Source organism: Ruthenibacterium lactatiformans, assembly GCF_000949455.1.
Classification (GTDB): Bacteria; Bacillota; Clostridia; order Oscillospirales; family Ruminococcaceae; genus Ruthenibacterium; species Ruthenibacterium lactatiformans.
Window position 1 is genome coordinate 1 of the sequence record NZ_JXXK01000035.1, and the last position, 14,723, is coordinate 14,723.

Sequence of the window (14,723 nt, forward strand, 5' to 3'; positions counted from 1 at the left end):
CACCTCTCCGTTTCGTATGAGGGAAAGAGAAAGTTGTGATAGGAGATTGAATAGAGTCTTAATGCTGTACATACCAAACGCGCAGTCCTGTTGGCTGCGCGTTTTTATATAGGAAAAAAGAATCATGACCAAGCGTCCAATAAAAATTACAGTCCGGCTTTCACAGACAGAAGCCGTCCGCTTCGATGCACTGGCATCGGAATGCGGCAGCAAAAAAGAACCGCTCATCCGCAATCTCATCATGGGCGTGGAAATAAAGCCGCGGCCTACGGAAGAACAGCTACGGCTCGTCCGTGAGATATCCGGGATCGCAAACAACATCAACCAGATCACGCGCCTTGCCAACACGGTTAAAAGCGTTTCCCCCGCACAGGTGGAGGAACTGCAGCGGCTGTGCAGCGAGGCGCTTTCGCTTGTAAGGGAGAGTCTGTGAATGGCATACACAAAAATATTTCCGATCCGCACCCGCCTTGACCGCCGTGTGCGCTATGCGCTCAACGGAAAAAAGACCGCGCTGGAAACAGCGGCAGGCTATGCACTGGATGCCGCCAAAACAGAAAGCGTCCTGTTCACGGACGCATTCAACTGCGGCCTTACCGCGCCCTGCACGGAAATGTACGCGACCAAACGGCGCTGGGGCAAGGACCAAAACAGGGTGCAGGGCTATCACATCATCCAGTCCTTCCGGCCCGGAGAGGTGACGCCGGAGCAGGCGCATGAGATCGGCTGTGAATTTGTCCGCCGATTTCTGGCCGGACGGTACGAAACCGTCATTGGCACGCATCTGGACAAAGCCCATCCACATAACCACATCGTGTTCAACGCCTGTTCGTATGCGGACGGCAGGATGTTCCGCAACGATTTCAACAACTACTACAACGGAATCCGTACCGTTTCAGACGCGCTCTGCCGCGAATACGGCCTTTCCGTCATTGAGCCGCAAAACAAAGGGAAGCAGTACCGGGAATGGCTGGACGAAAAGGAGAAAAAGCCCACCATGCACGGAATGGTAAAAGCGGATGTGGACGAAGTGCTTGCCGCCGCTGTCAGCTTCCAGACCTTTGTGTTTGGCCTTCAGCGGCGCGGATACATCGTCAAATGCGGCCCGGAGATCAAATATATGGCGGTCCGCCATAAGACGGGCGGCAAGTTTTTGCGCTTTAAATCCCTGGGGCCGGAATACACGGAGGCGGCCATCCGCCAGCGGCTGGAGCAGCCGCCGCAGCTTCGGACGCCCACCACGCCCGAAGTCCCGCCGCGCCCGGCGCGGCAAAACATGCGGAAAAAAGAAAATCAAAAGTCCTCTTCACGCCCGCGCAGGGCCTACCGCCTGCGCGGGCGCTTTGCGTCCGGGCGGGCCGGATATTCCGGTTTTGCCGCCCTGACTTACCGATACCTGCACCTGCTGTGCAAGGTCCGGCGCAAACGCGCGCCCCGCCACGTCTCCTATGCGCTGCGCGGGGAGCTGCGCCGCTTCGACCGGTATCTGGCACAGCATCAGTTCCTGCTGGAACACAAAATCACGGACAGCGCCGCACTCTGTGCGTACAGGGCGCAGACGGAAACAGAGATCGAACGCATGACGCACCGGCGTGCGGTGCTGTACCGGAAAAGGGGGGATACATCCAATGGTATGAACCGTGCGGAGCTGTCCGCCCAAATCGACCGTCTGACCAGCGCGCTTCGGGCCATGCGCCGGGAACTGCGCCTGTGCGAGCAGATCGAGGCGGATATGGAGCATATCCGGGACCAGCTTGCATTGGCCCATATGGACGCGCAGCGGGAAGAAACGAAAAAGCGAAAGGAGGTGAAGCGCGATGAATATGGGAGGTGACGCGGCGGAGCGTCTGGTGCGGGACAGCCTGATGATCACGGAGGAGGCTGTGAAGCTGGCCGGGCTCGGCGCAAAAAACCTTGCGGCGATCCTGGTGGCTCTGGCCAAAGAAGAGGAAAAGACCCATGGCCCCACGCATCTGACGCGTCTGCTGCGCAGCGGCGAGGAATTGAAGCTGCTGCCCATCAAAAGCGAAGACCTGCGGCAGTTCCGACAGCTTGCAAAGGAATACGGCGTCCTGTTCTGCCCGATCAAAAACAAATCTCTGGACAACGGGCTGAACGATATCCTGTTTCCGGCCAGCGCGGCGGCAAGCGTCAACCGCGTGCTGGAGCATCTGGGCTACCCTGTGCCGCGGGAAAAGGCAGTGGAGGTAAAAAAAGAAGCCGCCCGCGGTCGGTCCGGCAGCGCCTCGCAGACACGCGGGCATGGCTCAGACAGCAATGCGAGGACGACTGCTACTGAACGTCCGTCCGTGCGCGCGGCCATCGACCGCCTGCAAAAGCAGGCGCGCACGCAGACGGACAACGCCGTCCGTACGGTAACGAGGGACGAGCCGTATTTTGAGTTGTAGGAGTGAAAAAAGCTATGGCAAATATCGCAGACCTGATCGCAAACAGAAATCAGGAGCTTGAGGATTTTAAGCAGAAAAAACAGGAGGAACGCACAGAGGCCTATGAGCGGCGTGACGCGGCGGTGATGGAGGTCACATCGGACCCGGAAAAATACAGGGCGTTTCTGGACCTGCACGCGCAGACCATGTACAATGCGGTCAATACCGCCACAGTATGGAAGCAGCGCCCCGGCGCAACGCAGCTTCTGCCGCGCAAAAAATGGGCAGAGCTTGGGCGGAAAATACGCGAGGATGAAACGCCCGTACAGGTGTTCATGCGGGATACGCGCAGCGGGTACATCAAGCTGGACTATGTGTACGACAAGGCGCAGACCGCAGGCGACCCGGTTCCCGTGCGTGGGATACTGCGGGACGGAACGCCGGACATGGAAAAGGCGCTGGGCGCGCTGCTGCAAAGCAGCCCCGTGGAGGTTGTCGCGACAGCAGATATCTTCGGGGAGGCGGAATACCAGCCGGAGGAAAACCGCATCGCCATCCAGCCGGACCTTTCGGGCGCGGCATCGTTCCGCGCGCTGGCGCGCGAGATCGTCTATGCGCAGATCGGAACAGGGATGGAGGCGTGCGATTTTGACCCGCGGCCCTATGAGCTGGATGCGCACAGCGTATGCTATGCGCTGTGCAGACGGTACGGCGTCCCGGTGGAGCAGCCGGACTTTTCCGGCGTCGTACAGCAGTACGGGGAGCTGGAAGCGCCCGAACGCCTGAATATGCTGCGGGAGACCTGCGACCTTTCCAAGGTGCTGAACCGCAGCATTGAACGTGCGCTGGACCTGCGCCAGCGCAGCAGGGCAAAGAATGCCGTGCTGACCCGGTGAAGCCGCAGCAGGGCCGCACGGCCCGGTGCATCCTGTGGGCGCTGGGCTTCCCGCTGGCATTGTGGCTCGCCGCGGCGCTGGCCGATGCGTTTTCCGGCGGCGCATCCCTGTCCAGGGTGCTCGCCCGTTTCTCCGTCTGCATGAACGCCCCGTTCTCGGTCCGTTGGACAGAGGATACGGGGCGTTTTCTGCTTCTGGCGGGGCTGCTGTATCCGGCGGGGGCCGTGGCCGTGGAATCCGGGCGCGGCAACCGCCGTCCGGGCGAAGAATACGGCAGCGCCCGGTGGGGAGACCCGCGGGCCATCGGAAAAAAGTACCGGGACAGGCGGCACAGGGAGAAAAACATCCTGCTGACACAGCATGTCGCGCTGGGCCTGGATGGGCGCATCACAAAACGCAATACCCACCAGCTCATCGTCGGCGGCTCCGGAGCGGGCAAGACACGGTATTTTTGCCTGCCCAATGTGATGAACGCCTGTTGCTCATATATTATCACAGACTGCAAGGGCGAGATTTTGCGCGCCGTGGGCGGGCTGCTTGAAAAGCAGGGCATCCCGTTCACGGTGCTGGACCTTGTGAATATGCGCGGCCATTACAATCCCTTCGCCTATCTGCGCAGAGACAGCGACGCGCTGAGGCTTGTCACGAACCTTGTGGCGAACACGACGCCTAAGGACGCGAAAAACTCGGACCCGTTCTGGGACCGTGCGGAGACGGCGCTCCTGCAGGCGCTCATTTTGTATCTGAAGCACAGAGCGCCTGTGTGCGAGCAGAACTTCACGATGGTCATGGAGATGATCAACGCGGCGGAGGTGCGGGAGGGCGACCCGAATTTCAAAAGTGCGCTGGACCTGCTGTTTGACGAGCTGGAAAGCGAAGAGCCGCAGAGCATTGCGCTCAAGCAGTACAAGGTGTTCAAGCAGGCGCAGGACAAAACCGCGAAAAGCATCCTCATCGGCGCGGCGGTCCGGCTTGCGCCCTTCAATCTGCCGGAGCTGGCCCGCGTCACAGACAGCGACGAGATGTATATTGGGCGGCTGGGGGAGGAAAAGCGCGCGATTTTCTGCGTGATACCGGACAACGACACCAGCCTGAATTTTCTGGTGAGCATGCTGTATACGCAGGCGTTTCAGGAGCTTTACTACATTGCCGACCAGAAATACGGCGGGCCGCTGCCTGTGCATGTGCAGTGCATCCAGGACGAATGGGCGAATACGCCGCAGCCGGACAACTATCTGCAGATCCTGCGCACGGCGCGCAGCCGGAACATCGGGTGCAGCGTGGTGGTACAGGGGCTTTCCGCCATCAAGGCGATGTACAAGGAGAGCTGGGAGGAGGTCGTGGGCAACTGCGATTCGTTCCTGTTCCTGGGCGGCAACGATCAGGAAAGCTTGTCGTATATCAGCAAAATGACAGGGAAGGCGACCATTGATACCATAACACGCGGTGAGACAAAGGGGCGCGGCGGCTCATCCAGCCGGAACTTCCAGAATACGGGCCGGGAGCTTGTGACGCCGGAGGAGCTGCGCATGGTGGACCGGGACGCGCTGCTGCTCATCCGCGGCGAATGCCCAGTGCTGGACCGGAAGTACGACTTGAACCGGCATCCGAATATCCGGTACACGGAAATGGGCGGCGCGCCGCCATACAAGGTGCCGGAGGATTACTGCGCATTGTCCGCCAGTATTCCGGCGGAGGATGTACAGGAAGAATGGAAAAAGGGAACGCCGCTTGCGCCGGAGCTGCTTTCGGCGGTTGAGGTGCTTCACAGCAAAGAAGAACTGGAGGAAAAGAAAATTGAACGAAAAAAAGAACAAGCCTGACGCGGCGGCGCTGCGCGATGCAAAGCGCGGTCATAAGGCGCGCATCGGATATGCGCGTATTGTATTGGTGTGCCTGCTGGGCGCGCTGCTGGCGGTCCCGGCTTTTGCAGAGGGCGGCGCATCGGGGCCGCTGGACACCATCAACAACCTGTCCGACCTGGTGTTCCAATGTGTGCGCGCCGTGGGCGTTATCGTGGCGGGCTACGGCATCGTACAGATCGGCCTTGCGGTGCAGAGCCATGATTCCAGCCAGCGGGCCAACGGCTTTCTGGCATTTTTCGGCGGGCTGCTCATCATGTTTGCAAAGGAGATTTTGGACTTTATTACGGTGTAGTTGACGCGGTAATATTTTGAGGGTAAGATATATATGTGCTTAATTTGTAACAGGGAGGGCGGAGTATGAACATCAAACCATCGGCGTCTATTCGCAACAACTACAACGAAATTTCAAAGCTGTGCAAAAGCACAGGAGAACCTGTGTACTTGACAAAAAGCGGCGAGGGTGATTTGGTCGTAATGGATATCGAAGCCTTTTCCCGCCGTGAGAAAATGCTAGCCCTGCGGGAGACCCTGCTGGACATTGAACGCGACCGAATCAACGGGGCAAAATACTATTCTGTTGATGAAGTGGATGCTGAACTGCGAAGGGCGATTGCGGAGGCGTCAGGGCATGGACGGGCAGAGGTATAGGGTACTGATTTCGGATAAGGCGCGGCAGATGATGAAGGCGCATGTATCTTTCCTGGCGGAAGTGAACCCGCAGGCAGCGGAAAAGCTGAGGGTATCCCTGATGGAAGGTATACGAAGCCTGGCACAGATGCCGGAGCGATGTCCTTATTTGGATGAAGAAGATCGGAGGAGTCCATATCGAAAACTGCATATACCCAAGTGGTATCTGGCTATATACGTTGTAGTGGACGATACAGTCTATGTAGAGTACATTGTAGACGCCAGACAGGAATATGGGTGGCTGCTTCGATAAAAAAAGTGAAGAATCGCATGAAAAAAGACGGCTTTTTCAGGCCGTCTTTTTTGTTTGTGGAGGTGTGAAATCATTTGGATGATAACTGGATCGTAGAGAATCTGGAAAATGCATTGGCGACATGGAATGAGAAGCTGGCGGAGATCTGGCAGCTTGTGAGCATGACGCCGCAGGAATTTAAAGGTGGCGGGATATGGAACATCGTTGTGCAGATCAACGGCGCGCTGCAGGCCATCGGGTATGGGCTGCTCGTTCTGTTTTTCGCCATGGGGCTGTTCAAAAACACGGTGAACTTTCAGGAGCTGCGCCGCCCGGAGGCGGCTTTGCGGTATTTCCTGCATTTTGTGGCGGCAAAAGCCGCCGTCACCTACTGTATGCCGCTGATGCTGGCCGTGTTCGATATATGCGGCGGCATTGTAAGCACGGTGGCCGGGCAGATGGGCGGTATGGCGGGCAACGTGGGCACATTGCCCGGCGAGATCAGCGCGGCCATCGGAAACGTGGGTTTTCTCGCGTCCATCCCGCTGTGGCTCGTGACGATTTTGGGCAGCCTGTTCATTACCGTGCTTTCCTTTATCCTGATCATGACGGTGTATAGCCGTTTTTTCAAACTATACATTTACACAGCTTTGGCCCCGGTGCCCATCGCGGCATTTGGCAGCGGCGAAACGGCGGCCACGGGGAAGGCGTTCCTCAAAGGATATGTGGGCGTGTGCCTGGAAGGTGCGGTCATCGTGCTGTCCTGCCTGATCTTTTCCGCATATATGGGCAGCGGGTCGCCCGCGGCACCGTCAGGCTCAGCGGTTTCGATGGTTTGGACCTATGTGGCGGAAATGATCTTCAACATGCTGGTCCTTGTGGGACTGGTAAAAGGCTCGGACCGCATCGTGCGGGAAATGATGAGCCTGTAACGAGGTGAAAGAATTTTGGAGATAAAGGTGCCGAAGGAAGTACGGCAATACCATGAAAGCATTTTTTTCGGGCTGTCGCTGCGGCAGTTCGGATGCTCGCTTGCCGCTGTGGGAGCAGCGGTGGGGATGTATTTTGGATGTGTGGATACGCTTGGAACGGAAGCGACGGGCTGGGTATGTATTTTTGGGGCCGCGCCGCTGGCGCTGGCCGGATTTTTTACCTACAACGGGATGCCGCTGGAAAAATTTTTGTGGGCGGTATTCAAAAGCCAGGTGCTGCGCGCCCGGCCCCGTGTGTTCCGGGCGAAAAACTATTGGTATATATTCTTTTGTGAAAAAAGGCGGCTGGAAAAACCAGCCGCCCTTTTCAAATACAAGCGGAAAGAAGGAAGAAGGATGAAACAGAAATGGAAACGATATAGCGCAAGCCTGCTTGCGCTGCTGCTGTGTGTGATGCTGCTTGCGTCCACGGCGTTTGCCTCGGGCGGCGCGCTGGGCGCGGACCGAAACGGCACGCCATATACCTACGTGATCGGGTACATGTATTCCGGCAGCTCCCAGACCATCAACACACGGGAGATCTTCACATCGCCCAACAACTATGACATCTGGCTCTGCCCGGTGTGCGGGCGGGACCCGTTGGGGAATTCGCAGGGAACGGCGCTGTCCCCGAATCTGTATATGCCGTGCTATGGATACGATATTGCGGCAGCGGGCGGCGACATGGGCATCCGCTACGCGCTGGTGCGGCACAGGCACAACAACGGGCAGCTGTCGGATGACCGGGTATACATCCCAGTCAACGTGCCGATGTATGCGGGCTGCTATTACGGCTATGACCTCACCGGGCCGGCCGGCGTGCAGGTCAGCGCGCCCACGGGCTGGCAGAGGGACAGCGCGGTGGTGCGTTTTTCGGGCGGAACAGACACAGGCACGAGCCTGCCGGACTGGAGCGCGGCGCCGGGCGACTACGGCAGCGGCATCCATCACTACGAGTACAGCATCAACGGCGGGGCATGGACAGGCTGTCCCGTGGGCGACCCAACCGTGACCATCACGGCAGGAGGTGAAACAACGGTGACCGCCCGTGTGGTGGACGGCGCGGGCAACGCCTCCGGCCAGACGGTCACGGCAAAGGTGTACATCGACCCGGCCCCGCCCAATGTGCCCGGCGTCACGCTTTCCACGGAACAGTGGACGAATACTTCTGTTACCGCCACAGTGAAGGACAACGGCGACGCACACAGCGGCGTTGCCCGCACGGAATATTCTCTGGACGGCGGAAGCTGGACGGCATACAGCGGCGTGCTCTCCATCGCAGACCACGGCAAACATACGGTCAGCGCCCGCGCCACCGACAATGTGGGCCGTGTTTCCGGCACGGCCAGCAAGACCGCGCTGGTGGATAAGGTCGCTCCGGTCATTTCAAAGGTGGAGCAGCAGCCAGACAGCGGGCACACAGAAATGACGCTGGCCGTTACGGCCACAGACGCGGACAGCGGCGTGAAAGGCTATGCGGTCACCACGGAAGAAAAAGCGCCTGCGCTGGATAAGTTTCAAGATTCCGCACCGAAAGCAGACCACAACGGCGTTTACTACATCTGGGCAGCGGACAAGGCGGGGAATATTTCCGCTGCCGCAAAGGTGAACGTCACCGCGCTGGATATCGTGCCGCCCGTTGTGGTAAAGGTGGAGACACAGCGTACCTGGGACGCGAAGGAAAATTGGGCGAAAGTAACGGCGCAGGACGATAACAGCGGCGTTGTGGCCATCGGCTGGGAACGGGCCGAAAAAGATATGGGAAGCCGTCATGCTCCTGACCCGGTCACCTGGGTGGATTCCACGGCAGAAGCGGCCTTCATTTTCACCGAGAACGGCAGCTACAACGCCTATGCGCGCGACCTGGCAGGCAATGTGTCCGAGCCGTACCCGTTCATCATCGACCACATCGACAAGCATTCTCCGGTCATTGATTCTGTGGAGTGGGACAAGGGCTGGAGCCAGGAAAAGACCGTCACGGTAAAAGCCCATGATACGGAGTCCGGCCTTGGGCAGTATGCGGTGACGCGCACGGCGGACCGCCCCGCTGAGTGGCAGGACAGCAATGTTTTCGCCAACATCACGGAAAACGGCACGTACTATCTGTGGGCGAAGGACAACGTGCAGCGCGTGTCCGCGGACGCGGATGCAGATGGAGGTGAGGGAACACCAGACCCCGGCCCCGAAGAGATCGTCATCGACACCATCGACCGTTCCAGGCCCGTGATGGACGATATCCTGCATTCGGCAGTGGACAACGCGCCCGCGGGTCTGTTCGGCTATCCGCATTTCAATGAGGTGGACCGCCCGGAACTGCTGGCCCACGATCTGGCCGATGACGGCTGGACGGACAGCGGCATCAAGGCCATCTACTACCAATACGCATTGGACGAAGACCACCTCGCAGCCGATTGGCTGACCTATGACGAGCTGGACAAGCCCGCCATGCGGGAGGAATACTTCGGAAACATCTATGCAAAGGCGGAGGACAATGCAGGGAATGTGTCCGACGCCATTTTTGCAGGCTTCATGTTCGAGCAGACCGAGCCAGTGGCGGAAAAAACTCTGACCCCGGATCACTGGACGAACGGGACGGTGGAGATCGACCTGTCCACGGACGATAACCTGTCGGGCGTGCGGGACATCACCCTGCCGGACGGCAGCATCGTGGATGCTGCGCAGGCAAAGTATACTGTGGACAAAAACGGCGTGTACAATTTCTCTGTGCGGGATTACTGCGGCAACATCCTGTCCTATCCCGTTGAAGTGAGCAATATCGACCGGCTTGCGCCGGCCGCGGACTATGAGGTGATGCCCGGTGACTGGACGAACAAGCCCGTGACCATCCGTGTGACGGCTGCGGACCCGGAGCCGGAGGACGGCTATGCGCCCAGCGGCGTCAAGTCCATCACGATGCCGGACGGCACGGTGGTGGAAGGCGGTACCGCGGATTTCGTTGCGGACGCCAATGGGAAATACGACTTCATCATCACGGACAACGGCGGCAATACGTTCACACTGCATACCGGGGTGAGCAATATTGATCACCTCGCTCCCGAAGCGGAATATACCGTGACGCCGGATATCTGGACGAACGGGCCTGCGGCCATCCATGTGACGGCCACCGACCCGAAGCCGGAGGACGGCTATGCGCCCAGCGGCGTCCAGTCCATCACGATGCCGGACGGCACGGTAGTGGAGGGCGATGCGGCGGATTTTACCGTGAGCGTCAATGGTACGTATGACTTCATCATTACCGACAACGGCGGAAATACGGCCACACTGCACGCGGAAGTGGGCAATGTGGACACCGCGCGCCCGACTGTGGATTTCCATTTTGAGCCGCTGGACGGCGGTGACCGCACCATCATCACGGAATACGGCAAAACCGAGTACTACAATTACGATCTCGTTATGAACGCCAGCGCCGATGATGTCGGTTCCGGCATCGAACGGTACGAATACAAAGTGGGCGACGGAGAATGGACGGTGTTCGACCCGGCAGACCCGCCGAAGTTTACGGAGGAACAGATCGTCCATATCGTTGTGCGTGTATGGGATGTTGCCGGGAATGTGAGCGAAGAAAAGGCGCGTGACATCGTGCTGGACAAAACGCCGCCCACGGCTTCGCATACGCTGACGCCGGGCGAGGACGGAAAGGTGAACATCAACCTGGGAACGGACGGCAGCATCTGCGGCGTCCAGTCCATCACGCGGCCGGACGGCAGTGTGGCATATGGCGTGGATACGCTTGTGTTTGAAGTGGACCGGAACGGAGACTACGATTTTTTCGTGTGGGACCGGTGCGGGAATCTGCTGAAGTACACCGTACCGGTCGACAGCTTCGTAACACCTGTGAAGCCGGAGCCTGCGCCCTCTGAGCCGGAGGAGCCGAAGCCGAAGCCGGAACCCGAGCCGGAGCCGGATCCAGAGACGGAAGGACCGGCGGCACTGGTGGAGGTCCCTGCGCGGGAGGACGCCCGCGCGCTGACGCTGGCCGACCTTGCCTGTACGCTGCTCTCCATCCTGCTTGCCATCCTTGTGTGGCTGCACGGGAAAAAAGACGGCGGTGAAGATGCAGACGATGAAGATGAACAGGTCGATGAGGACGTAGAAGAAGATGAGCCGCGGGGCTACGCTGTCCAGAAAACCGTGAATGCGGTGCTGGCGGTACTGTCTGCGGTATTGTTCTTCCTCACACAGCCGCTCGTATGGCGTTTCCGCTTCGTAGACTGGTGGACGGTGCTGTTCGTGCTGCTGTGCGGCACGGCGCTGGCCATGCTCATTTGGAAGCGAAAGGAAGAAAACAAAGTAGAAGAAACGGATGAAGAAAACATGGAGGATTTTGCAGAATGAAAACGATCGTATCACTGGCCCTTGCGGGCCTCATGTCCATTTCCGCACTGCTTCCCGCGCTGGCGGCACAGGAGGCGGAGAACGTATCCATCCCCGAAAACTCCGGCATTTCGGAAAGTGTGGCGCAGGATGAGAGCAGCGTATCCAGTTCCTGCAGTACAGCGGATGAAAGCACCGAGCCGGAGTCCGGCAGCAATGCAGAGGATGGATCGGATTCTGTTTCGCAGCCCGAATCCGGCAGTATGCCGGTGGAGTCTGACAGCAGCACTTCTGTGGGTTCGAAAGCTGAAACCGGCAGCTCACTGCCTGCTTCCGACAGTATGACATCCGATGAAATGGACGCTGACTCGGAACCGGCTTCCGGCAACGAAACAGCGGAATCGGACGCCAATGCCGAAGATTCATTGGGTGTAACGGCAGCAACAGCGGACGAACAGACGGTCCCTGTTACGGTATCGGAAGAATACGCGCTCCTGCTTGCGACCAACCAGGCGGACAGCATGATGGGCCATGTGGGTATGGAGCGCAGCGGTGCCTGTACGCAGCCTGCGGCATCCTTTGTACTGGCGGACTACGCCGCAGAGACCGAGGACGAGAGCTACTGTCTGCTTTGGGAAGCGATGAACGCGGCATTTGAGCAGCTTGGCGCGCAGGGATGTACAACGGCCAACTGTGTTTTCACAGATGGTATGATCATCCTGATGCGATAGGACGGAACGGGACGGGGCGGCTGAGGCCGCCCCGTTTCAGTGTTATGGAGGGCTGAAACAGTGGAACAGGAAAAACTCGTACAGGGCTGGATGGTCTGCGGAACAGATGAAGAAGCTCAAAAGCCGGAGATGTATTTTCTGGACGTCAACAATGCGATCGCATACCGGGAAATGCAGCGGGACGCCGCGTCTCTGACGATCCGGCTGCAGTACATCCGCCCGGAATGGGCAAAAGACTTTCACAAAAGCCGCCTGCGGCAGCGGGACGGAAAACAGGAACGATGAATGGGGAATGCAGAATGAAAATACAGATTTTTAACCGTTTGATCAGGCATGGAGAGAGCTTCCGTGTACCGCGCTCCGTACAGGAGTCCATTCCGGTCAGAAAGATATACCGGGACGGGATATGGCTGTGCGGCGGGCGGTATTCCAAGGCGTGGCGGTTTCAGGATGTGAACTACGCCGTGGCGTCGGAAGCGGACCAGGCGGAAATATTGATGCGCTACTGCAGCGTCATCAACGCATGGCCGGATGATGCGTATGTGCAGGTGCTCACGAACAATCGCCGCATCGACCCGGTGGAATTTGAGAACACCATGCTGATGCATTTGCGCGGCGATGATATGGACAGGCTGCGGGAGGAATACAACCAGATCGTGCGGGAGCGCACGGAATGGAGCAACAACATTTTCCGGGAGAAATACGTCGTTATCTCTGTGCAGCGTCGGAGTATTGATGAGGCAAGGAGTTTTTTTGCCCGCGTCGGCACAGAGCTTGCATCCGGATTCGGGCGGCTGTCCAGCCAGCTTACAGAGCTTTCTTCCCATGACCGCATCCGCATCCTGCACGATTTTTTTCGCAGCGGGGAAGAACAGTATTTCAATTTTGACCTTTCGCAGGCCATGGCGCGTGGCCAGGATTTCCGGGACTATATCGCGCCGGACAGCCTGCAATTCAAGAGCGACCATTTCATCATGGGCAAAAAGTTCGGGCGCGTACTGTTTTTAAAGGATTATCCCAATTTTCTCAAGGACGAAACGATCGCCAGGCTGTGCGAATTCCCGCAGAATCTGATGCTGTCCATCCAGATCGTCCCGGTCCCCATGGAGGAGGCTGTGGCGGACATGCAAAAGCGCGTGCTTGCCGTGGAGACGGATATTACCCGGTGGCAGCAAAAGCAGAACGCGAACCACAACTTTTCCGCGGAGACTCCCTATGAGATGCAGCAGATGCGGCAGGAAATGAAGGCGCTGCTGGATGATCTGACTTCGCGGGACCAGCGGATGGTGCTTGTGCTGGTGACGCTGGTGCATCTGGCGGACAGCTATGCGCAGCTCAACAGTGACACGGAGGCCATCACGGCCACGGCGCGGGGCGATCTGTGCCGTTTCAATACGCTCCATTTCCAGCAGGAGGAGGGCCTGAACACGGCACTGCCCTACGGCTTGCGGGAAATTGAAGCGATGCGCACGATGAACACAGAGAGCGCGGCGGCGCTGACGCCCTTTTCCGTGCAGGATGTGATGGACCGGGGCGGTATCTATTATGGCAGAAATGCCATCAGCCGGAACAGCATCATTTGCAACCGCAAGCTGCTACTCAACGGGAACGGTTTTTATCTTGGCGTGCCGGGCAGCGGCAAGAGCATGGCCGCGAAATGGGAGCTGATGAACGTTATTCTGAACACGGACGATGATGTATTGATCTGTGACCCCGAAGCGGAGTTCGGCCCGGTGGTGGATGCGGTGAGAGGGCAGAACATCCGCCTTGCGCCGGACAGCACGCAGCATGTGAACGCGCTGGAGCTGGGAAAGGGCTATGAGGCAGGGGAAAAGCCTGTTTCGCTCAAATCCGAGTTTATCCTTACACTGTACGAGCACCTTTTGGATGTGCAGACGAACGGACGCCGGGCAAAATCCATCATCGACCGCGCGGTGCTCGACCTGTATGAGGAATTCAGCAAAAAGCCGCAGGCTCCTACACTGCAGGACCTTTACCGTATTTTGCAGTGCCAGAAGGAGGATCTGGCGAAGGATATCGTGTTGGCCAGTGAAATTTTCACAAAGGGCAGCCTGAACACGTTCGCACAGCCCACCAACGTGCAGCTGGACAACCGTGTTTTGTGCTTCAATATCCGGGACCTGGGCCAGCAGCTGCGCCCCATCGGCATGCTGGTGCTGATGGAGGTGGTCATGATGCGCGTGATGCAGAACCGCCTGCGTGGCAAGCGGACGTGGATCTATTTTGATGAGCTGTCTGTTCTGTTTTCCTATGAGTGGTCCACGAACTTTCTGGATGTATCATGGAAAAGATACCGGAAGTACGGGGCTTTGGCCAGTGGGATATTTCAGAATCTGGACCAGGCGCTGGACAACGAGGTAGCACGCAGTATGATCTCCAACAGTGAATTTCTTGTACTGCTCAATCAGGCGGCGTCGGACCGCACGAAGCTGGCGGAGCTTCTGCATATTTCGGATACGCAGCTTTCGTATGTCACGGATTCTGAAGCGGGACGCGGCCTGCTGAAGATGGGCGGCAGCCTGGTGCCCTTCATCAATGATATTTCAAAGGACACCCGGCTTTACAAATTGATGAGCACGCGCCCAGGGGAGGTGTAAC

13 protein-coding genes are annotated in these 14,723 nt (G+C 58.2%); all 13 read left to right on the forward strand.

Annotated elements, in window-relative coordinates; translation table 11 throughout:
• The first annotated feature begins 124 nt into the window (after positions 1-124).
• The 13 genes from TQ39_RS16780 to TQ39_RS16840 all read left to right on the forward strand — a co-directional run bounded on the left by TQ39_RS16780 (position 125) and on the right by TQ39_RS16840 (position 14,722).
• On the forward strand, positions 125-433 hold the full coding sequence (locus TQ39_RS16780; RefSeq protein ID WP_050006387.1) for a MobC family plasmid mobilization relaxosome protein: 309 nt from the start codon (positions 125-127) through the stop codon (positions 431-433).
• A complete protein-coding gene (locus tag TQ39_RS16785; protein ID WP_050006388.1) occupies positions 434-1,834 on the forward strand; it encodes a relaxase/mobilization nuclease domain-containing protein in 1,401 nt (466 codons plus the stop codon). It begins immediately after the preceding gene.
• The gene (locus tag TQ39_RS16790) at positions 1,818-2,408 is read left to right on the forward strand and encodes a PcfB family protein (RefSeq protein WP_050006389.1); all 591 of its coding nucleotides are present in this window, start codon (positions 1,818-1,820) and stop codon (positions 2,406-2,408) included. Before TQ39_RS16785 ends, TQ39_RS16790 begins: the two co-directional genes overlap by 17 nt.
• Before the next feature lie 14 nt (positions 2,409-2,422).
• Entirely contained in the window at positions 2,423-3,283 is an 861-nt protein-coding gene (locus TQ39_RS16795; protein WP_050006390.1) for a hypothetical protein, read from the forward strand.
• A complete protein-coding gene (locus tag TQ39_RS16800) occupies positions 3,280-5,106 on the forward strand; it encodes a VirD4-like conjugal transfer protein, CD1115 family (protein WP_050006391.1) in 1,827 nt (608 codons plus the stop codon). Before TQ39_RS16795 ends, TQ39_RS16800 begins: the two co-directional genes overlap by 4 nt.
• On the forward strand, positions 5,081-5,440 hold the full coding sequence (locus tag TQ39_RS16805; RefSeq protein WP_082052325.1) for a glutamyl-tRNA amidotransferase: 360 nt from the start codon (positions 5,081-5,083) through the stop codon (positions 5,438-5,440). Before TQ39_RS16800 ends, TQ39_RS16805 begins: the two co-directional genes overlap by 26 nt.
• Before the next feature lie 65 nt (positions 5,441-5,505).
• Positions 5,506-5,796, forward strand: a complete 291-nt coding sequence (locus tag TQ39_RS16810) for a type II toxin-antitoxin system Phd/YefM family antitoxin (protein WP_050006392.1) — start codon at positions 5,506-5,508, stop codon at positions 5,794-5,796.
• Positions 5,777-6,088 carry a type II toxin-antitoxin system RelE/ParE family toxin gene (locus TQ39_RS16815; RefSeq protein WP_050006393.1) on the forward strand — a complete coding sequence of 104 codons (312 nt, stop codon included), beginning with the start codon at positions 5,777-5,779 and terminating at the stop codon, positions 6,086-6,088. Before TQ39_RS16810 ends, TQ39_RS16815 begins: the two co-directional genes overlap by 20 nt.
• Before the next feature lie 74 nt (positions 6,089-6,162).
• Positions 6,163-6,999 (forward strand): VirB6/TrbL-like conjugal transfer protein, CD1112 family, encoded by an 837-nt coding sequence (locus tag TQ39_RS16820; protein WP_050006394.1) that lies wholly within the window; start codon positions 6,163-6,165, stop codon positions 6,997-6,999.
• Positions 7,000-7,014: 15 nt separating this feature from the next.
• Positions 7,015-11,394: a PrgI family protein gene (locus tag TQ39_RS19995; RefSeq protein ID WP_069955770.1), complete on the forward strand. Its 4,380-nt coding sequence runs from the start codon at positions 7,015-7,017 to the stop codon at positions 11,392-11,394.
• Positions 11,391-12,104: a hypothetical protein gene (locus tag TQ39_RS16830; RefSeq protein ID WP_050006395.1), complete on the forward strand. Its 714-nt coding sequence runs from the start codon at positions 11,391-11,393 to the stop codon at positions 12,102-12,104. Before TQ39_RS19995 ends, TQ39_RS16830 begins: the two co-directional genes overlap by 4 nt.
• 60 nt (positions 12,105-12,164) lie before the next feature.
• On the forward strand, positions 12,165-12,389 hold the full coding sequence (locus TQ39_RS16835; RefSeq protein WP_050006396.1) for a hypothetical protein: 225 nt from the start codon (positions 12,165-12,167) through the stop codon (positions 12,387-12,389).
• Between the two features lie 14 nt (positions 12,390-12,403).
• Positions 12,404-14,722, forward strand: a complete 2,319-nt coding sequence (locus TQ39_RS16840) for a VirB4-like conjugal transfer ATPase, CD1110 family (protein WP_050006407.1) — start codon at positions 12,404-12,406, stop codon at positions 14,720-14,722.
• Position 14,723: the final 1 nt, after the last annotated feature.